Annotated in this window: 2 protein-coding genes and 2 pseudogenes; 2 read left to right on the top strand and 2 right to left on the bottom strand. The window is 62.3% G+C overall.

The window, feature by feature from the left end:
- Positions 1-210: 210 nt before the first annotated feature.
- A complete protein-coding gene (locus ACCD00_RS19530; RefSeq protein ID WP_413427005.1) occupies positions 211-10,761 on the top strand; it encodes a peroxidase family protein in 10,551 nt (3,516 codons plus the stop codon).
- Positions 10,762-11,052: 291 nt separating this feature from the next.
- Here the strand turns inward: ACCD00_RS19530 and ACCD00_RS19525 are convergent.
- Positions 11,053-11,414, bottom strand: a pseudogene (locus ACCD00_RS19525) (DDE-type integrase/transposase/recombinase); the annotation flags it as partial.
- A pseudogene (locus tag ACCD00_RS19520) lies at positions 11,397-12,055 on the bottom strand (type I secretion system permease/ATPase); the annotation flags it as partial. The pseudogenes ACCD00_RS19525 and ACCD00_RS19520, both read right to left, overlap by 18 nt.
- A 674-nt stretch (positions 12,056-12,729) precedes the next feature.
- Here ACCD00_RS19520 and ACCD00_RS19515 point away from each other — a divergent pair.
- On the top strand, positions 12,730-23,418 hold the full coding sequence (locus ACCD00_RS19515; protein ID WP_413427003.1) for a peroxidase family protein: 10,689 nt from the start codon (positions 12,730-12,732) through the stop codon (positions 23,416-23,418).
- Positions 23,419-23,462 lie beyond the last annotated feature (44 nt).

Genomic DNA, 23,462 nt, shown 5'->3' with positions numbered 1-23,462 from the left:
ATGGCCCGCCCATGGCTCGTATCCGCTCTGCCTGATCGACCGGCGAGCAATTCTCTACGCGAATTTCATGCGCGTATCCCGGGTCCGGGGTAACGCCAGATCTCTCGCCAAAAAACATGACTTACAAACTGCGTAAGCCAGCACTTGACTGGGCGCGGGAGGATTTTCTCGTCCCGTGCCTTTGTGCAGACAGATCGAGGGCAATCCAAAATGGCCAATTTCAACAAGTCGGACCTGGAGTTCATTCTCCAGCAGATTTTCATCGCGGAAGCGGATACTGCTGGCCAGTCGCTCGCCAGCCTGATACCGAACCCGGAATTTGCTTTCGGTCTGCGTACAGTCGACGGGACGTTTAACAACCTGAGACTCGGTCAGAGCGAGTTCGGCGCAGCCGACAACATTTTCCCGCGCATGACCACTCCAGTCTTCCGCCCGGCTGAGGCGGGCACCTCTTACACCCAGACCAGCGGCCTGGTGATCGACTCGCAGCCACGCACCATCAGCAACCTGATCGTCGACAATACCGCCAATAACCCCGCGGCGGTCGCGGCCACTTTCGATCCCGGTCTGGATGGTATCCTCGGCACGGTTGACGATGTCTTGAAGGCCGGTGCGCAGGTCATTACTGGAACCCGTACCGATGGCACGACTTTCCAGACCTTTTTCATTCCGAACCAGTCGCCGGACGTGGGTCTGTCCGCGCCGTTCAACCCGTGGATGACCTTCTTCGGTCAGTTCTTCGACCATGGCCTCGATCTGGTGACCAAGGGCGGCAGCGGCACGGTGTTCATCCCGCTGCAGCCGGACGATCCGCTGTTCGTTCCGGGCAGCCCGACCAACTTCATGGTGTTGACGCGGGCCACCAACCTGCCCGGGCCCGATGGCATCCTCGGCACCGCCGACGACATCCACGAGGCTTCAAACACCACCACGCCATTCGTCGATCAGAACCAGACCTACAGCTCGCACCCCTCGCACCAGGTGTTCCTGCGCGCCTATGAACTCGATGCCGCCGGCAAGCCGGTGGCGACCGGCAAGCTGATCACCAATCGTGACCTGGGCGCCGATGGCCTGTTCGGCACTGCCGACGACGTCGAAATCGGCGGCATGGCCACCTGGAAAGTGGTGAAGGCGCAGGCGCGCGACATGCTTGGCATCGATCTCGACGATCTCGACGTCCTCGACCTGCCGCTGCTGGCGACCGATGCGTACGGCAACTTCATTCGGGGGGCGAACGGCTTTGCGCAGATCGTGACCGCGACCGGCCTGGTCGAGGGCAATCCGCTGGCGCCGATCGACGCGTCGCTGGCGATCCGCACCGGTCACCAGTTCCTCATCGACATCGCGCACAATGCCAGCCCGGTGGACAGCCAGACCGGTGCGCCACTGACGGCCGATGCCGACCTCGTTGCCGGCGGCCCGGTTGCCGCAGGCTCCTACGACAACGAGCTGCTCGACGCGCACTACATCGCCGGCGATGGCCGGGTCAACGAGAACATCGGCCTGACCACCGTCCACTCCATCTTCCACTCGGAGCACAACCGGCTGGTCCAGCAGACCAAGGACACGGTCCTCGCCTCAGCGGCCGCCGGCGACCTGACGTTCCTGAACCAGTGGCTGCTGACGCCCGTCACGTCTGTTCCTGCTGATCTGTCGACCTTGAACTGGAACGGTGAGCGCCTGTTCCAGGCGGCGAAATTCGGCACCGAGATGCAGTATCAGCACCTGGTGTTCGAAGAGTTCGCGCGCACCATTCAACCGCAGGTCGATGCCTTCCTTGACTTCGATGACACAATCAATCCGTCGATCGTCGCCGAGTTCGCGCACACGGTCTTTCGCTTCGGCCACTCGATGCTGACCGAGACCATTGACCGGCTCGACCCCAACTTCGTCTCCAGCGAGATCGGCCTGATTCAGGCCTTCCTCAACCCGCTGGCGTTTGCGACCAGCGGCCCGACCCCGGAGCAGGCGGCCGGCGCCATCGTCCGCGGCTTGACGCGCCAGGTCGGCAACGAGATCGATGAGTTCGTCACCGAAGCGGTGCGCAACAACTTGCTGGGCCTGCCGCTCGACCTGCCCGCCCTCAACATCGCGCGCGGCCGTGATACCGGCATTCCGTCCTTGAACGCGGCGCGCCGTGAATTCTACGCCGGCACCGGCGACAGCCAGCTGAAGCCCTACACCAGCTGGGTCGATTTGGTGCAACACCTGAAGCACCCGGAATCGCTGATCAACTTCATCGCCGCCTACGGCACGCACGCCTCCATTACCAGCGCCACCACGCTCGACGCGAAACGCGCAGCGGCCACGCTCCTGGTGTTGGGCGGCGTCGGTGAGCCGGCGGATCGCCTGGACTTCCTCAACAGCACCGGCGTCTATGCCAACCTGGCAAATGGGGCAACCATTACCGGCGTTGATGCCATCGACTTCTGGATCGGCGGCCTGGCCGAGGAAAAAATGCCGTTCGGCGGGATGCTTGGCTCGACCTTCAACTTCGTCTTCGAGGACCAGCTCGAGAAGCTGCAAAACGGCGACCGGCTCTACTACCTGCACCGCACCCAGGGACTCAACTTCCTGAGCGAGCTCGAGAACAACTCGTTCGCCAAGATGGTGATGCTCAACACCGACGCGACCCATCTCCCGGCCCTCATGTTCTCGAGCCCGACCTTTACTCTCGAGGTCGACCCCACCAGGCAGTTCAACCGGAGCGTGATTGCCGGTCCGGACGGCATTGTGGGCACTGTCGACGACCTGCCTGGCAACACCGATCCCACTGGCGGCACCATGATCAACGGCGTCGAGATCACGCCGCTGGTCATCCGCGACAACCCCAACACGGTCGGTCCCGATACCAACTACCTGCAGTACACCGGCGAAGACCATGTCGTGCTCGGCGGCACCGCCGGCAATGACATTCTCGTCTCTGGCGACGGCGACGACACGCTCTGGGGCGACGCCGGTAATGATCGCCTCGAAGGCGGCTACGGCAATGACGAGCTCGAGGGTGGCGATGGCGACGACATCATCACCGACATGGGCGGCGACGACGTCATCCACGGCGAGGCCGGCAACGACGTCATCCACAGCGGCAACGGCACCAATATCGTCCTCGGCGGTGACGGCAACGATTTCATCGTCACCGGCGACGACTTTACGGAGGTCTTCGGCGGCGCCGGCAATGACTTCATGCTCGGCAGCCGGCTGAACGCACAAATGATGGGCGGCGATGGCGACGACTGGATCGAGGTCGGGACCCAGGACGGCGCCCCCGGCGACAATTTCGCCGGTAACCTGCCACTGGCTTTGCTGGCAGAGTTGGTCGCCGGCAACGACGTCTTCAGCGGTGACGGCGGCTTCGATGAAATGATCGGTGAAGGCGGCGATGACATCTTCATCGGCAGTGAGGGCCCGGACAAGATGTTGGGCATGTCCGGTTTCGACTGGGCCACCTACAAGGATGATCATTACGGCGTGACTGTGGACATGAGCCGCATCGCCTTCGAACAATCGGCCCTGTCGCCTTCGGTTGCAGGCGTGCATACCAAGTTCGCCCAGGTGGAAGGTCTGTCTGGGTCGGCGTTCAGCGACATGCTGACCGGCGATGATGCCGACGCGCTCACGATCGCCACTGCCGGCGTCCCAGGCAGCGTGCTCACCAATATTGACCTCGTCAACGGTCTGCGGGCGTTTCTTGGCGCGGCTGCAGCCGGCCCGGACGGTATCCTGGGCACGGCAGACGATCAGTTCGGCGCTGGCAACATCCTCCTCGGCGGTGGTGGCAGCGACATCGTCGAAGGCCGCGGCGGTGACGACCTGATCGACGGCGACATGTGGCTGAATGTGCGCATCAGCGTGCGCCAGAACCTTGACGGAACCGGGCCGGAGATTGCCACCTTCGACAGCATGGAGCCCATGATCCCGTTCATGCTCGATGGCACCTTCAACCCCGGTCAGTTGGTCATCGTCCGCGAGGTACTGACGGATGCCCCCGCCTTTGACACGGTCTTGTTCACTGGCAACCGGCTCGACTATACCGTCACCACTGTGGGCGGCGTGACCACCGTGGCCGACAGCGTCGTCGGGCGCGACGGCACCGACCGCCTGACCAATATCGAGCGGCTGCAGTTCAACGATCAGTCGCTCACCCTGCCAGGCGGGGTCGGGCTCAACAACGACCCGCTGGGCTTGCTGGCCATCCTCGACGCTGCCAGCAACACCCCGGACGCTACGCCGACCACGGGGCAGCTGCTGAGGGTGTCGGCTGCCGGCGTGACCGATGCCGACAACGCCGGCGGTGCCATCACCGGACCGATCGCCTTCTACTGGCAGTTCGAAGCAGTCCCGGGTACGGGCGTCTTTCAGGACATCACCCGTATTGCGGACGGGGGCGCAGCATTGGCGCACATAACCGGGCCGACCTTCAGGGTGACCCCGGATCTCGCCGGGCTGGAATTGCGCGTCAGGGCCGTCTACAAGGATCAAAATGGTGTGCTTGAGACTGCGTTCTCTGCTCCAACCGCAGCGGTCGTAGCCGGCGTTGCTCCGCCACCGGCAGCCCCGCTGCCGGCCGAGACTCCGGTCGCCAGCACGGGTGTGCACTATATCCGGGCCGATCTGCAGTTCATTCTCGACCAGATTCTGATCTCGGAAAGGAATGCTGCCGGTGAGGATCTCCTCAGCATGCTGCCGAATGCACGGGTGCCTTTGGGCCTGCGCACGGTCGACGGGTCGTTCAACAACCTGGTGACGGGTCAGAACGAGTTCGGTGCAGCCGACACGGTCTTCCCGCGACTGGTTCCGGCGCAGTTCGATACGGCGGAAGCGGGAACCTCTTACGCTCAGACCAGCGGCCTGGTGACTGACTCGCAGCCACGGACCATCAGCAATCTGATCGCCGACAACACCGCCAACAACCCGGCAGCGGTCGCGGCCACGTTCGATCCCGGTCCGGATGGCATCCTCGGCACGGTTGACGATGTCTTGAAGGACGGTGCGCAGGTCGTTACTGGAACCCGTACCGACGGCACGACCTTCCAGACCTTTTTCATGCCTAACCAGTCGCCGGACGTGGGTCTGTCCGCGCCGTTCAACCCGTGGATGACCTTCTTCGGTCAGTTCTTCGACCATGGCCTCGATCTGGTGACCAAGGGCGGCAGCGGCACGGTTTTCATCCCGCTGCAGCCGGACGATCCGCTGTTCGTTCCGGGCAGCCCGACCAACTTCATGGTGATGACGCGGGCCACCAACCTGCCAGGGCCTGATGGCATCCTCGGCACCGCCGACGACATCCACGAGGCTTCAAACACCACCACGCCGTTCGTCGACCAGAACCAGACCTATACCTCGCACCCTTCGCACCAGGTGTTCCTGCGCGCCTACGAGTTCAATGCCGCCGGCGATCCGGTGGCGACCGGCAGGCTGATCACCAATCGTGACCTGGGCGCCGATGGCCTGTTCGGCACTGCGGACGACGTCGAAATCGGTGGGATGGCCACCTGGAAAGTGGTGAAGGCGCAGGCGCGCGATCTGCTTGGCATTAATCTTACCGATGCCGACTTCGACAACGTGCCGCTGCTCGCCACCGACGCCTACGGCAATTTCATCAAGGGCCCGAACGGCTTCCCGATGGTCATGATGAGGGGCGCGGATGGTATCGCCGATACCGCCGATGATGTTCTCGTCGAGGGTAATCCTGCTGCGCCGATCAGCCTGGTCAATGCCGTGCGCACCGGCCACCAGTTCCTCATCGATATCGCCCACAACGCCGTTCCGGTGGACAGCCAGACCGGTGCGCCACTGACGGCCGATGCCGACCTCGTTGCCGGCGGACCGGTGGCCGCAGGCTTCTACGACAACGAACTGCTCGACGCGCACTACATCGCCGGTGACGGCCGGGTCAACGAGAACATCGGCCTGACCACCGTCCACGCGATTTTCCACTCGGAGCACAACCGTCTGGTCCAGCACACCAAGGATGTGGCCATCGCCTCCAACGATGTCAACTTCCTGAACCAGTGGCTGATGCCTGATGCCCAATTGTTGGTGTTGCCAACAACCCCGGCTGAGATCGCTGCCCTGCACTGGAACGGAGAGCGCCTGTTCCAGGCGGCGAGATTCGGTACCGAGATGCAGTACCAGCACCTGGTGTTCGAAGAGTTCGCGCGTACCATTCAGCCGAACATCGATCCGTTCCTTGGCGAACACCAGAATTATCAAACCGAGATCGACCCGGCGATCGTCGCCGAGTTCGCGCACGCGGTCTACCGCCTCGGCCACTCGATGCTGACCGAGACTATCGACCGGCTGGACCCCAACTTCGCCTCGAGCGAGATCGGCCTGATTCAGGCCTTCCTCAATCCGCTGGCGTTTGCGGCCAGCGGCCCGACCCCGGAACAGGCGGCCGGTGCCATCGTCCGCGGCTTGACGCGCCAGGTCGGTAACGAGATCGATGAGTTCGTCACCGAAGCGGTGCGCAACAACTTGCTGGGCCTGCCGCTCGACCTGCCCGCCATCAACATCGCGCGCGGCCGGGATACCGGGCTTCCGACCCTGAACGAGGCGCGTCGTGAGTTCTACACCGCGACCGGCGACAGCAACCTGAAGCCCTACATCAGCTGGGCCGATCTGGTGCAACACCTGAAGCACCCGGAATCGCTGATCAACTTCATCGCCGCCTATGGCACGCACGCCTCCATTACCAGCGCCACCACGCTCGACGGGAAGCGCGCAGCGGCCACGCTCCTGGTGTTGGGCGGCGCCGGCGAGCCGGCGGACCGGCTGGACTTCCTCAATAGCACCGGCGCCTTTGCCAACGTAACGCTGGCCGGCAGCGATGGAGTACTGGGTACTGCCGACGACCTGAGGGATGTGACGGTCACGGGCGTCGATGCCATCGACCTCTGGATCGGTGGCCTCGCCGAGGAAAAAATGCCGTTTGGCGGCATGCTCGGCTCGACCTTCAACTTCGTGTTCGAGAACCAGATGGAGAAACTGCAGAACGCCGACCGTTTCTACTACCTGGAACGCAACGCGGGGCTTAACTTCGTCACCGAGTTGGAGAACAACTCGTTCGCGAGACTGGTGATGGCCAACACCGATGCGACCCACCTCCCGGCCGTCATGTTCCTGACCCCGGCCTTTACCCTGGAGGTCGACCCGATCAGGCAGTTCAACGCGAGTGTGATTGCCGGTCCGGACGGCATCGTGGGCACCATCGACGACCTGCCCGGTAATGCCGACCCTGTCGGCGGCATTCTCCTCACGCCGCTGGTCATTCGGGACAACCCTGCGACGGTCGGCCCTGATACCAACTACCTGCAGTACACCGGCGAAGACCATGTGGTGCTCGGTGGCTCGGCCGCCAATGACATTCTCGTTTCTGGCGACGGCGACGACACGCTCTATGGCGACGGTGCCAATGACCGCCTCGAAGGTGGCTACGGCAACGACTTCATCATCGGGGGCGACGGCGACGACATCATCACCGACATGGGTGGCGACGACACCATTCATGGCGGCGACGGCAACGACGTCATCCACAGTGGCAACGGCCTGAATCTGAACCTCGGCGGCTCCGGCAAGGACTTCGTCGTCACCGGTGAGGACTCCTCGGAGGTCTTCGGTGGCGCGGGCGACGACTTCATCATGGGCAGTATTGCCGACGAACAACTGATGGGTAACGAAGGTGACGACTGGATCGAGAGGGGAACCGCCGATGGTGCTCCCGGCGACAATTTCGACCCGAACGGGCTCGACTTGATACGCGGTAACGACATCTTCATCGGCACCGGCGCGCCCGACAGATTCATGGCCGAAGGTGGCGACGACATCATGTACGGCAACGGCGGCGCGGGGGACCGCTACCTGGGTGGCTCCGGTTACGACTGGGCCGGCTTTAAGGACGACCCGTTCGGCGTGTCCGTCGACCTGGGCCTCGCCGACATCGCTATCGCGCCGCCACTGCCGGAGTTGGCGGCAACCGTGGCTCGGTTCCAGCTGGTGGAAGGTCTGACGGGATCGCACTTCAGCGACATCCTGCGTGGCGATGATGCCGATGCCACCGTGATCGCGGCTGCCGGTGCTCAGGGCAGCGTGCTCACCAACTTCGACCTGGTCAGCGGCCTGCGCTCGTTCGTCGGCGCCGCCGGCAACGGGGTGGATGGCATCGCCGGCACGGCCGACGATCAGTTCGGCGCCGGCAACATCGTCCTCGGCGGCGGCGGCAGCGACATCATCGAAGGTGGTGGTGGCGATGACCTGGTCGACGGTGACAAGTGGCTCAACGTACGTATCAGCGTGCGGCAGAACATTGATGGCACAGGTCCGGAGATCGCAACGTTCGACAGCATGGTCCAGCTGGAGCCGCTCATGCTCAACGGCACCTTCAACCCCGGCCAACTCGTTGCCGTCCGTGAGATCCTGACGGATGCGCCTGACCCCCTTAACCCTGGCCATTCCTTCGACACGGCCCTGTACACCGGCCTTCTGGCCGACTACACCGTCACCGAGAACGTCGACGGCACGGTCACCGTGGCCGACAGCGTCGTCGGTCGGGACGGCACTGACAGGCTCAGCAGTATCGAGCGGCTGCAGTTCGCCGATCAGTCGCGGGTCCTGGTGGCGGGCTTGAACGCCGAGCCGGTGGGCTTGCTGAGGATCAGTGATGGCACGCCGGCCGTTGGCCAAGTGTTGACGGTGTTGGCCGACACCGTCAGCGATGCGGACAATGTCGCTAGCGCAGGTGCGATCGCCAGTCCCATCGCCTTCGTATGGCAGGTCGAAACAAACCCGGGCACCGGTATCTTCGACGACATCGGTATTGCGCTCGGAGGCGGACTAGGAACCGCGACCGGTCCGACCTTCACGGTGACCGCGGCTGAGGAGGGACTGCTGCTGCGCGTCAGGGCCGTCTATCAGGACGCCCACGGCGTGCTGGAAAGCGTGTTCTCGGCGCCGACCGCGCCAACTGCGCCGCTCGGCGGCAGCCCCTTCAACGTCCTGCCGGTTGGCACTGTGCTGATCAGCGATACGACCCCGACGGAAGGCTCGGCCTTGACCGCCACGGATGCGTTCACCGACGCCAACGGGACCACAACCTCGGTGATTACCCGTCAGTGGCAGGCGGGGAACGGTGCAATCTTTGCCGACATCGCCGGCGCGACGGGCACGACCTTCACGCCCGGCCAGGCGCAGGTCGGTCAGCAACTGCGTATCGTCGCGAGTTACACCGATGACCTCGGCACACTTGAGCGAGTCACCTCTGCCGCAACGACAGTGGTCGGTGATGTGTTTGTCGGTACCGCCGGGGGCGACATATGGACCGGTACCGCAGGCGACGACGTGGCCAGCGGAGGTGATGGCAATGACCTCCTGAACGGCTTGGGCGGCAACGACATCCTCAATGGTGACGCGGGCAATGACGTGCTCATCGGCGGTGGCGGTACCGACACGATGGCCGGCGGTGCGGGCATCGATATCTACGAAGTCACCGACCTTGGGGACGTGGTGAGCGAGCTCGCCGGTGCCGGCGACGACTCGGTCTGGACCTCGCTGGCGAGCTACACCCTGGGGGCCAACGTCGAGAATCTGTATTTCGGCGGCAGCGGCCACTTTGCGGGCACCGGCAACGCGCTCGCCAACACGCTCGTGGGTGGTGCGGGTAACGACGTCCTCATCGGTGGCGCAGGTGCCGACACGATGGCCGGCGGTGTCGGCAGCGACATCTACGAAGTCACCGACCTTGGGGACGTGGTGAACGAGCTCGCCGATGCCGGCAACGACTCGGTGTGGACCTCGCTGGCGAGCTACACCCTGGGTGCCAACGTCGAAAATCTGTATTTCGGCGGCAGCGGCAACTTTGCGGGCAGCGGCAACGCGCTCAACAACACGATCGTGGGCGGTGCGGGTAACGACGTCCTCAACGGCAGTGGCGGTAACGACGTCATCGTCGGTGGCGCAGGTGCCGACGCGATGGCCGGCGGTGTCGGCAGCGACATCTACGAAGTCACCGACCTTGGGGACGTGGTGACCGAGCTCGCCAGCGCAGACATGGATACGGTCTGGAGCTCGCTTGCGAGCTACACCCTGGGTGCCAACGTCGAGAATCTGTATTTCGGCGGCAGCGGCAACTTTGCGGGCAGCGGCAACGAGCTCAACAACACGATCGTGGGCGGTGCGGGTAACGACGTCCTCACCGGCGGCGCAGGTAACGATGTCATCATCGGTCGTGCCGGTGCTGACACGATGGCCGGCGGTGTCGGCAGCGATATCTACGAAGTCACCGACCCTGGGGACGTGGTGAGCGAGCTTGCCGGTGCCGGCAACGACTCGGTCTGGACCTCGCTCGCCAGCTACACCCTGGGTGCCGATGTCGAGAATCTGTTTTTCGGCGGCAGCGGCAATTTCGTGGGCTCCGGCAACGCGCTCTCCAACATGCTCGTGGGTGGTGCGGGTAACGACATTCTCATCGGCGGTGGCAGTAACGACCTGATGAGTGGCGGCGTCGCCGGCAACGATATTTTCGAGTTTGCTGCCGCGGGTTTCGGCAACGATACGATCCTGAACTTCGGCGCCAATCCGGCCGCAGGGCAGGACTTGCTCAATATCGCGGCACTGGGGATCAACAGCGCCACGTTCGCTGCCAACGTGAGCATAACGGCTGACGGGGCGGACACCGTGGTCGGGATCGGGGTGGACACCATCCGCCTTGTGGGTGTCAGCAGCGTGGCCGTTGATCAGACGGACTTCAATCTGGCCACTTGAGGTCCTGGCCAGTACTGTCGCAGAGAGCGTAGACAGCGGAGGGGAGGGCAATGGATGCCCTCCCTTTCTCTTTCCACTCAATTGCCTCATGAATGCATTCGGTGTGGGAATTCAGGGAGGGCTGAATCGACCAGGCTTTCTGTATTTGCTTCAGGCCTTTTTCGACGGCCACCCGTACCTCCGGTTCGGCGCGCGCAATCTCTCCACCCAAGGCTGGAAGGACACAACCTTCTTCTGGATGAAGGACATGAAAGGTACTTAGGTAGTTGCGTAAGCATTGCCCTGTAGCGGTCAACTAATCCCGGACACGACGTTAAGTTTTTTCTCGGCCTGAGCTGGGGCCAACCCACCGTTGAATTGGAGCGGTCGAATCCAGTTATACCGATGCATCAAATAATGGCCGATGTCTCGGTGCGCTTCTTGGGCCGTCATGTAGCCCATGGTCGGTATCCATTCAGTTTCAGGCTGCGAAACACGCGCTCCATCGGCGCATTATCCCAGCAGTTTCCACGACGGCTCATGCTCTGGCGCAGGCGGTAACGCCAGAGCCGTTGGCGAAACTGACGACTGCCATATTGCGATCACTGATCCGAGTGAAGCAGCAGCCCTTGAGGCCTTCCACGCTGTTCGTAAGGCATGTCCAGCGCCTTGATGACCTCGGCATTGCGCAGGTTGTTGTTGTTGTTGTTGTTGTTGTTGTTGTTGTTGTTGTTGTTGGCATATTGGGCGGAGGAGAGGGCGGCCTGATTGGCTTCGGCCAAGGGCTTCTGCGTCGCCTTTTCCGTGAGATAAGCCAGGGCAACCAGAATCAGCGAGCCGATCAGCGTGAGCAGCCCGAGCAGTGGGTGGATCAGGTAGGCGACCAGCAGGTAGATCGGCGTCCACGGCGCTTCGAAGAAAGCGAACAGGGAATTGCCGGTGACGAACTGACGAGCCTGGGCGGCCTGGGCCGGATTACCTCCGGCGCGGCTCAGGTTGCGCTCGAATGCCGCAGTGAAAATGCGCCGGTTGAGGCCCATGTCCAGGCAGTTGCCGGCCCTGGTCAGCACGCGGGTGCGGACCATTTCCAGCGTGGACATCAGCAGGAACAGACCTGCCACCAGGACAGTCAACATCGCCAGCGTCGTGAGTTGCGACTGACCAGGGCTCGGTCATAGACCTGCAGCATAGAAATAGCTGGCGTCAACATCATGACGCTTATGACGCCTCTGAACCCTGCCAGCGAGTAATAACTGCGGCGCAGGCGAAAGAGCGCGTCGGTCAGTTCGGAACGGATGCTCGACTGCTTGGGCATGTTGGTCCTCCCACTTCGAAAAGCCGGTTGCCCTTGTGGCGCAACAGCTAACGGTAAATGTAGTTCCTCAAACAGCTTATGCAGACGCAGGCTGGTCGCTCTGTGGATGGCGAGTCTTCCGAAATCGCTGCGTTGCTCCCTTATGCAGCAGCGTAGGTGGCGGCGAATCAATTCGAAATAACATTTCGCTCTATACCTGCACTCAACAGCCTATATGTCTTTTAAAAACAGCTAGTTGTGAGGCTTAAACGCCGGTCGTCTGTTTTAGCGACGTAATATTGACAAAGATTTGCTATGGAACTTTAGTCTTAGTTATCGGGGGGCCCGCCCGCCTGAAGCTTGCCATCGCTTTGGCAACGCAAGGCGTGGTGATTTCCCGGAGAGGAGCAGAACTATGTCGATCATTTCGTGTTTTTGCAGAGGGAAGGGGCTGTCCAGGACGTTCGCCTTCTCCTCCAGATTCCATGACCCGCCCAGGGCTCGAATCCGCTCTGCCTGATCGACCGGCGAGCAATTCACCACGCGAATTCCAGGCGCGTATCCCGGGTCCCGGGTAACGCCAGATCTCTCGCAAAAAAACATAACCAACAAACTGCGCAAGCCAGCACTTGACTTGGCGCGGGCGGATTCTCTCGTCCCGTGCCTTTACCCAAATAGATCGAGGGCAATCCAAAATGGCCAATTTCAACAAGTCGGATCTGGAGTTCATCCTCAAACAAATCTTTATTGCAGAAGCGAATGCCAATGGCGCAAGCCTCATTGATTTGCTTCCCAACTCTCAGGTCCCATTCGGCCTGCGTACCGTCGATGGCAGCTTCAACAACCTGGTCACCGGCCAGAGCGAGTTTGGCGCCGCGGACAATGCCTTCCCGCGCCTGCTCGATCCTTCCTTTCTATCGCCGGCATACGCCGGCACAGGGTCGGTAACCGATCCGCAACCACGGATTATCAGTAACCTGATCGTCGACCAGACCGCCAACAACCCGGCGGCCTATGCCTCAGCGTTCGACCCGGGCCTGGACGGTGTGCTCAACTTTGGCGTGCCGGGTAATGACGACGTGCTCAAGGATGGCGTACAGATAGTCACCAGCCCCGGGCTGGATGGGGTGTTCGGCACGGCCGATGACAAGGACGTGTTCTTCATGCCCAACGTGTCGCCGGACGTCGGCCTGACCGCCAGCTTCAACTCGTGGATGACCTTCTTCGGCCAGTTCTTCGACCACGGTCTCGACCTGGTCACCAAGAGCGCTACCGACTTCGTGTTTATTCCGCTGCAGGCGGACGATCCGTTGTTCGTACCGGGCAGTCCGACCAACTTCATGGTGTTGCCACGTGCGGTGCGTACCGCCGGCGCGGACGGAATACTCGGCACGACCGATGATGGCCAGCCCAATACCACCTCGCCGTTCGTGGACCAGAGCCAGACCTACAGCTCGCACCCGTCGCATCAGGTGTTCCTGCGTGAGTACACCCTCAACGCGGCAGGCGATCCTGTTGCAACGGGACGCTTGATCACCAACCGCGATCTCGGCGCCGATGGCCTGTTTGGCACTGCCGATGACGGCAGCGGCGAAAATGGTGGCATGGCAACCTGGAAGGTGGTCAAGGCCCAGGCCCGTGACATTCTCGGCATCAATCTGACTGATGCCGATGTACATAACGTGCCATTGCTGGCAACCGATGCCTACGGCAACTTCATCCGTGGGCCGAACGGCATGCCGCAGGTGGTGATTCGCATCAGTAACGGTGCTGACGGCATCGCCGGGACAGCGGATGACGTCACTCAACTGGTCGAAGGCAACCGGGCTGCTCCGATCAGTCTGGCCAACGCCGTGAGCACCGGACATGGTTTCCTCGACGACATCGCCCACAATGCTGCGCCGGTAGTCGTCGGCGGGGTTCTGCAGGCGGATGCCGACATCGCTGTCGGCAATGCACAGCCCGTTGGCCCGGGCGGCAACAACCTGACCTATGACAACGAACTGCTCGACGCCCACTACATTGCCGGCGACGGACGGGTAAACGAGAACATCGGCCTGACCACCGTGCACCATGTGTTCCACTCCGAGCACAACCGCCTGGTCCAACAGTCCAAGGACACCATCCTGGCCTCCGGTGACCTGGCCTTCCTCAATCAGTGGCTGGTTGACGACGTGGCCGCCATACCAACTACCCCCGCCGGGATCGCGGCGCTGGTGTGGGATGGCGAACGCCTGTTCCAGGCTGCCAAGTTCGGCACCGAGATGCAGTACCAGCACCTGGTGTTCGAGGAGTTCGCGCGGACCATTCAGCCGCAGGTCGACGAATTCCTTGCGCCCAATGGGTATGACACCTCGATCAACCCGGCAATCCTCGCCGAGTTCGCCCACGTGGTGTACCGCTTCGGTCACTCGATGTTGACCGAGACCGTCGATCGCTTCGATCCTGCGTTCAATCCGCTCCTCACCAACCCGGCCAACCCGGACTCGCAACTGGGTCTGATCGCGGCCTTCCTCAACCCGCTGGCGTTCGCCGGCAGCGGGGTGACTGCGGACCAGGCGGCAGGGGCGATCGTTCGCGGTGTGACCCGCCAGGTCGGCAACGAGATCGATGAGTTCGTCACCGAAGCGTTGCGCAACAACCTGCTCGGTCTGCCGCTCGATTTGCCGAGCCTGAACCTGGCGCGTGGTCGCGACACGGGCATCCCTACATTGAACGAGGCGCGCCGTGAGTTCTACGCAATGACCGGCGACAGCCAACTCAAGCCATACATCAGTTGGGCTGACCTGGCGGACAGCCTCAAGCACCCCGAGTCGCTGGTCAACTTCATCGCGGCCTTTGGCACGCATAGCTCGATCACGTCGGCGACCACGCTGGCAGACAAGCGCGCCGCTGCCATGGCGCTGGTATTGGGTGGTGTGGGTTCGCCGGCTGATCGCCTGGACTTCCTCAACAGCACCGGTGCCTATGCCAACGTAACGACGGCCGGCAAGGACGGGATACTGGGCACTGCAGATGACCTGACGGGCGTGACGATCACAGGCGTCGACGACATCGACTTCTGGGTCGGTGGCCTCGCCGAACAGAAAATGCCGTTCGGCGGCATGCTCGGCTCGACGTTCAACTTCGTGTTTGAAACCCAGATGGAGGCGTTGCAGAACGGCGACCGCTTCTACTACCTGTCGCGTACCGCGGGCCTGAACTTCGGCACTGAGCTGGAGAACAACTCCTTTGCCAAGCTGATCATGCTCAACACCGATGTCACCCACCTGGCGAACACCGTGTTCCTGACGCCAACGTTCACCCTCGAAGTGAATCAGGCCACTCAGTTCACCGGCCTTGGCCTGGATAGCCGCGCCGATCCGACGGGCGGCATCATGATCAACGGCGTGGAAGTCGTGCCGCTGGTGATTCGCGACAACCCCGACACCCCCGGTGCGGACACCAATTATCTGCGGTACACCGGTGAAGACCATGTCGTCATGGGCGGCACCGCCGGCAATGACATCATCATCTCCGGTGACGGCGATGACACCCTTTACGGCGATGCCGGTGATGACCGCCTCGAAGGCGGTGCCGGGAACGATGCGGTACTGGGCGGCGCGGGCGATGACATCATTTCCGACTCGTTCGGCGACAACCGCCTGGAAGGTAATGCCGGTAACGATGTGATCGTGGTCGGCAGCATGCTTGCTGCAGGCAACCTGATCCTGGGTGGCGACGGCCAGGACTTCATCATCACCACCGAGGACATCAGCACCACCTTCGGCGGTCAGGGTGACGACTTCATCCTCGGTGCCAAGACCAACCTGCCACCTACCGGTAACGAAGGTGATGACTGGATCGAGAAGGGCACCCAGGACGGCGCGCCTGGCGATAACTTCTCGCCGCTGCTCAATGACGATGTGATCGGCAACGACATCTTTGTCGGTGGTGGCGGCTTCGACGAAATGATCGGCGAGGGTGGCGACGACATCTTTGTCGGCAGCGATGCCCAGGACAAGATGGACGGCATGTCCGGTTTCGACTGGGTGACCTACAAGAATGACAAGGTTGGCGTGACCGTTGACCTGAGTCTGGCTGCGCTGGCGCAACCACACGGCAATGCACCAAACCAGAATGCCGGCGTGTTCAATCCGGTCGGCGCCTCGCCCGCCTCGATTCTCGACCGTTTTGCCGAGGTCGAGGGCTTGTCCGGTTCGAATTTCGGCGACGTACTCAAAGGCGATGATGTCGACGCGGTCACTATCATCAACCACGGCGGTACCACGGGCAGTGCGCTGACCAATGTCGCGTTGATCCGCGGACTGGACCAGTTCCTGGCCGATGCCGGATTGCCGACCACCGGCTTTGCCACGGGCAACATCATCCTCGGCGGCAATGGCAGTGACCTGATCGAAGGCCGCGGTGGCGATGATCTGATCGATGGCGACAAATGGATCAACGTCAGAATTGCCGTGTATGCCCCTGGTGACGTCAACCATACCGGTCCCGAGATCGCCAGCTTCGACAGCATGGTCGACATGATCCCGTTCATGCTGGACCGCACCTATAACCCCGGTCAACTCAAGGCCGTGCGGGAAATCATGCCCGGCACTTCGGTGGGCGGGGCGGCCTTCGACACCGCCATTTTCTCCGGGATTGCGTCCGAGTATACGGTTACCGTTGACGACCGCGGCACAGCCAGCGTGGCGGACGATGTCTGGACAGTGGCAGATAGCGTAGCGGGTCGCGACGGCACCGATACCCTGCTGCATATAGAACGCCTGCAATTCGCCGATACCCAGCAAGTGCTGGTGCCGGGGCAGAATGCTCAACCGGTTGGCCGTCCTACCCTTACGGATGGAAACGGCGGGGCGATCACGGTGGGCGACACGCTGACTGTCAGCGTGGCCGGGGTACGTGATGGCAACAACGTCGCGCCTGGTAATCCGCAGGGATTAATCACCAACTCTTCGGTGTCCTACGTCTGGCAGTTCGAGGCCACTCCCGGCAGCGGCGTATTCGAGGACATCATCCTGTTGCCGGCGGGCGACCTGGCGTTCCAAAGCGCCGATGGTACCGCGTTCAAGGTCTCTCCTGACCTCGCCGGGTTGTCGTTGCGGGTCAAGGCGATCTATCAGGACGGTCACGGCACCACGGAGATCCTGTTCTCCACGCCAACGACTGCCGTAGCCCCCGGTGCACCGGTCACGCCAACGGCGGCGGTACCTGTAGTCGATGCCACCGCGGGTGGCCCGGGCCTTCACATGGTCCGCTCCGACCTCAACTTCATTCTTGACCAGATCAAGATTGCCGAAGCGGAAGCGTCCGGTCAGGACATCCTCTCGCTGATCCCGAATATCCGCGCGCCGTTGGGCTTGCGTGCGGTCGACGGGTCGAACAACAACCTGATGAACCTCAATGGCAACAACCACACCGAGTTTGGTGCCGCCGATAACGTCTTCCCGCGCTTGACCGATCCGGTCTTCAATCCGGCGGAAGGGGGAACGTCGTATACGCAGAACAGCGGCCTTGTGATCGACTCGCAGCCGCGCACCATCAGTAACCTGATCGTCGATCAGACGGCGAACAACCCGGCGGCCTATGCCGCGGCTTTCGATCCGGGCCTGGATGGTGTGCTCAACTTCGGCGCGGTGGGTAACGACGACGTGCTCAAGGATGGCGTACATATCGTCGCCAGCCCCGGCATGGATGGTCAGTTCGGTACTGCCGACGATCACGATGTGTATCTGTTCGAGAACACCACGGCGGACGCAGGGTTGTCTGCGCCGTTCAACGCCTGGATGACCTTCTTCGGGCAGTTCTTCGATCATGGTCTGGACCTGGTCACCAAAGGTGGTTCGGGCACCGTCTTCATCCCGCTGCAACCGGATGATCCGTTGTTCGTGCCTGGCAGCCCGACCAACTTCATGGTGCTGACCCGCGCGACCAACCTGCCAGGGCCGGATGGCGTTCTCGGCACGGCCGACGACATCCATGAGCAAACCAACACCACCACGCCGTTCGTGGACCAGAACCAGACCTATAGCTCGCACCCGTCGCACCAGGTGTTCCTGCGTGCTTATCAAATGACCGACAACGGCCCCGTAGCGACCGGCCGGTTGATCACCAACCGGGACCTGGGGGTGGATGGCCAGTTTGGAACCGCTGACGACGTCGAAATTGGTGGCATGGCGACCTGGAAAGTGGTCAAGGCGCAGGCCCGCGACATCCTGGGTATCAACCTTACCGATGCCGATGTCGATAATGCCCCGCTATTGGCGACGGACGCCTATGGCAATTTCATCAAGGGGCCGAACGGCTTCCCGATGGTGGTGATGAAGGGGGTTGACGGTCTGGGTGGCACGCCTGATGACGTCCTTGTCGAAGGCAATCCGCTTGCTCCCCTTGACCTGACCAATGCTGTGCGCACCGGTCACCAGTTCCTCGTCGACATTAACCACAATGCGGCGCCGGTAATCGTCGGTGGGGTTCTGCAGGCGGATGGCGATACCCTTGTTGGCAATGCGCAGCCTGTTGACGGGGCCGGCAACAACCTGACCTATGACAACGAACTGCTCGACGCTCACTACATCGCTGGCGACGGCCGGGTCAACGAGAACATCGGCCTGACCGCAGTGCATGCGATCTTCCACTCCGAGCACAACCGCCTGGTCCAGCAGACCAAGGACACCGTGCTCGATTCGGGTGACGTGGCCTTCCTCAACGAGTGGCTGCTCAATCCGGTGGCTGCATTGCCAACCACCCAGGCTGAGTTCGATGCGCTGCTGTGGAATGGCGAGCGCTTGTTCCAGGCTGCCAAGTTCGGCACCGAGATGCAGTATCAGCACCTGGTGTTCGAGGAGTTTGCGCGGACCATCCAGCCCAACGTCGACCTGTTCTTCGCACCGACCCAGGTCTACGACGTCGACCTCGATGCCTCGATCGTCGCCGAGTTCGCCCACACCGTGTACCGGTTTGGCCACTCGATGCTGACCGAGACCGTCGATCGCTACGATATCGACTTCAATGTGGTAGGTGATCCGAACAGTGCTAATCCCGATCAGCAACTGGGCTTGATCGCGGCGTTCCTCAACCCGCTGGCGTACGCCGCCAGTGGCGTTTCGCCAGAGGATGCGACCAGTGCGATCGTGCGAGGGGTGACCCGGCAAACCGGTAACGAAATCGACGAGTTCGTGACCGAGGCGCTGCGCAACAACCTGCTCGGCCTGCCGCTCGACCTGCCGGCGCTTAACATCGCCCGTGGTCGCGACGTGGGAATTCCCTCACTCAATGCGATCCGCCGCGACATCTACAGTCAAACCGGTGATACCCAACTCAAGCCGTACACCAGCTGGGTCGACCTGGTGCAGCACCTCAAACATCCTGAGTCGTTGATCAACTTCATCGCGGCCTATGGCACGCATGACACGATCACCGCGGCAACCACGCTGGAAGGCAAACGCGCTGCAGCCCTGGCGCTGGTCCTGGGTGGTGTGGGTGCGCCAGCTGACCGCCTGGACTTCCTCAACAGTACGGGGGCCTATGCCAACGTGACACTGCCCGGCAAGGATGGGGTATTGGGTACTGCCGACGACCTGAAGGGCGTGACAATCACGGGTGTCGATGCCATCGACCTCTGGATCGGCGGCCTGGCCGAAGAGAAAACCCCGTTCGGCGGCATGCTCGGCACGACCTTCAACTTCGTGTTCGAGAACCAGCTGGAAAAACTGCAGGACGGCGACCGCTTCTACTACCTGGAGCGTACCTCTGGCCTGTCGATGAATGCCGAACTTGAAAGCAACTCCTTCGCCAAGTTGATCATGGCCAACACCTCGGCCACGCACTTGCCGGGCCTGGTGTTCTCGGACCCAGGGTTCTACCTGGAAGTGGACCAGGGCAGGCAATTCAACGAAGGCCTGGTCACCGTCGATCCGCTCGGCCCGAACGGCGAGCAGGTGGTGTTCCGCGACAACCCGCTGACCGTGGGGCCGGACACCAACTACATTCGCTACGCTGGCGAAGAGCATATCGTGCTCGGTGGTACTGACGGCGCAGACATTCTCATCTCCAGCGATGGCGATGACACCGTCTGGGGGGATGCCGGCAACGATCGCATCGACGGCGGTAACGGCAACGACCAGCTGCGCGGTGGCGACGGCGACGACATCATCACCGACACCGGTGGCGACGATAACATTCAGGGTGGCGACGGCAACGACGTGCTGCACGGAGGCAACGGCATCAACCTGATCATTGGCGGGTTCGGCAACGACTTCATCGTGACCGGTGAGGACGCCTCCGAGGCCATTGGTGGTCAGGGCAACGACTTCATCCTGGGCAGCAAAGCCAACGAACAGGACATGGGTAACGAAGGCGACGACTGGATCGAGAAGGGCACCTCGGACGGTGCACCTGGCGATAACTTCGATCCGCTCGGCAACGACCCGGTCATTGGCAATGATGTATTCGTCGGCGGCAACGAGAACGATAAGTTCAACGGCGAAGGCGGCGACGACATCATGGTCGGCAGTCTCGGCATGGGTGACCGCTATATCGGCGGCTCCGGCTATGACTGGGCGACCTTCAAGGATCTCGCCCAGGGCGTGACCGTCGATTACAGCGACCGCTTCTTCGATGTGCCAGTGCAGCCGGGTTCGGGTGCTTCGGCACTGGTGCGTTTCGACATCATGGAAGGTCTGTCGGGTTCGTCCCACGGTGACTTCCTGCGCGGTGATAACGAAGATGCGACATCGCTGCCTACCGCAGGTGCAACCGGCAGTGTGCTGACCAACATCAGCCTGATCAACGGCCTGGCGGGTCTGCTGCCTGTCGGAGCGACATTCTTCGACGGTGGCAACATCATCCTCGGTGGCAGCGGCAGCGACCTCATCGAAGGGCGCGGTGGTGACGACATCATCGATGGCGACAAGTGGCTGAACGTACGCATCAGCGTACGGACAAACGCTGATGGCACCGGCGCGGAAATCGCCAGTTTCAACAGCATGGAGCCAATGGTCCAGGCGATGCTCAACGGTACTTACAACCCGGGTCAGTTGGTCATCGTGCGGGAGATTCTGACCGGCACTGACAACTTCGACACCGCGGTGTTCTCCGGTAATGCATCGGAGTACACCGTCACAGTCGATGGCAACGCTGTCATCGTGACCGACCTGGTGGCGGCGCGTGATGGTGTCGATCGCCTGACGGGCATCGAGCGTCTGCAGTTCTCCGACCAGGCGCAGGCGTCCGGTGTTGGCACCGCGTTGAACAGCGGTCCAGTGGGGCGTCTGGCGATCCTCGATGATGCCACCGGTGTGCGTACCGGCGCGTCTGTCGCCGGCCAACTGCTGCGCGTCAGCGACCAGTCGGTCCGCGACGCGGACAACGTGAGTGCGGCCAATCCGACCGGTGCGGTTACCGGTCCCGTGGCTTACTACTGGCAGGTCGAAAACGCTGCGGGCTCGGGTGTCTTTGAAGACATCACCTTTTTCGCCGCCGGCGAGGTGTCGCGGGCAACCGGCGCCACCTATCGGGTGGCGGATGATGTCGCCGGTCTGAACATCCGCGTTCGAGCGGTGTATCAGGATGCCAAGGGGACGCTGGAGATCGTCGACTCGTCGGGGAACAATGCACCGACTGCGGGGCCGACCATCCTCGGGGTCGCGTTTCCGAACCAGGTGTTGACCGCCGACACGTCGACCATCATCGACGTCGATGGCCTCAGCAATCCGCAGTTCACCTTCCAGTGGCAGGAGACCAATGGGGTCACCTTCGTCGACATCGTCGGAGCCACCGCCAGCACGTTCACGCTTGGCCAGGCTCAGGTCGGCGATCAGGTACGCGTGGTGGTCAGTTACGTGGATGACTTCGGTGCGGTCGAAAGCGTTGCGTCCGACGCTACGGCCCCGGTGGCCTCCGGTGATGTGTTTGTCGGTACCGCCGGTCCTGACACATGGACCGGCACGGCAGGCGACGACATTGCCAGCGGAGGTGCTGGCAACGACTTCCTGAACGGCTTGGGCGGCAACGACCTCCTCAATGGTGACGCGGGTGCTGACGTGCTCATCGGGGGTACGGGTGCCGATACCATGGCTGGCGGTCTTGGCGACGATATCTACGAAGTCACCGACCTTGGGGACGTGGTGACCGAGCTCGCCGGTGCCGGCAACGACTCGGTCTGGACCTCGCTGGCGAGCTACACCCTGGGTGCCAACGTCGACAATCTGTATTTCGGCGGCAGCGGCAACTTTGCGGGCAGCGGCAACGCGCTCAACAACACGATCGTGGGCGGTGCGGGTAACGACGTCCTCATCGGTGGCGCAGGTGCCGACACGATGGCCGGCGGTGTCGGCAGCGACATCTACGAAGTCACCGACCTTGGAGATGTGGTGACCGAGCTCGTCGGTGCCGGCAGCGACTCGGTGTGGACCTCGCTCGCGAGCTACACCCTGGGTGCCAACGTCGAGAATCTGTACTTCGGCGGCAGCGGCAACTTTGCGGGCAGCGGCAACGCGCTCAACAACACGATCGTGGGCGGTGCAGGAAACGACGCTCTCACCGGTGGCGCAGGTAACGACGTCATCATCGGTGGCGCAGGTGCCGACACGATGGCCGGCGGTGTCGACAACGATGTCTACGAAGTCACCGACCTTGGGGACGTGGTGAACGAGCTCGCCGATGGCGGCAGCGACGCGGTCTGGAGCTCGCTCGCGAGCTACACCCTGGGTGCCAACGTCGAGAGTCTGTATTTCGGCGGCAGCGGAAACTTTGCGGGCAGCGGCAACGAGCTCAACAACACGATCGTGGGCGGCGCGGGTAACGACACCCTCACCGGCGGCGCAGGTAACGACGTCATCATCGGTGGCGCAGGTGCCGACACGATGGCCGGCGGTGTCGGCAGCGATATCTACGAAGTCACCGACTTTGGGGACGTGGTGAACGAGCTTGCCGGTGCCGGCAACGACTCGGTGTGGACCTCGCTCGCCAGCTACACCCTGGGTGCTGACGTCGAAAATCTGTTTTTCGGCGGCGGCGGCAATTTCGTGGGCTCCGGCAACGCGCTCTCCAACATGCTCGTGGGGGGGGCGGGTGACGACGTTCTCATCGGCGGTGGCGGTAACGACCTGATGAGTGGCGGCGTCGCCGGCAACGATATTTTCGAGTTTGCTGCCGCAGGTTTTGGCAACGATACGATCCTGAACTTCGGCGCCAATCCGGCCGCAGGGCAGGACTTGCTCAATGTCACGGGGCTGGGGATCACCAGCGCGACGTTCGCTGCCAGCGTGAGCATAGCGGCTGACGGGGCGGACACGTTGGTCGGGTTCGGGGCGGACTCCATCCGTCTTGTTGGTGTCAGCAGTGCGGCCGTTGATCAGACGGACTTCATTCTGGCCACTTGAGGTCCTGGTCAGTACCGTCGCAGGAGGGCGGGACAGTAGAGGGA

The organism is Pseudomonas sp. Pseusp3, from assembly GCF_047304225.1.
GTDB lineage: Bacteria > Pseudomonadota > Gammaproteobacteria > Pseudomonadales > Pseudomonadaceae > Aquipseudomonas > Aquipseudomonas fluorescens_CD.
The sequence above is the reverse complement of the archived record's forward strand: the minus strand, read 5'-3'. Positions and strand labels throughout refer to the sequence as shown.

Coding starts and splice junctions, on each gene's coding strand:
- ACCD00_RS19530 (WP_413427005.1), top strand. CDS start 211: ATGGCCAATTTCAACAAGTCGGACCTGGAGTTCATTCTCCAGCAGATT.
- ACCD00_RS19515 (WP_413427003.1), top strand. CDS start 12,730: ATGGCCAATTTCAACAAGTCGGATCTGGAGTTCATCCTCAAACAAATC.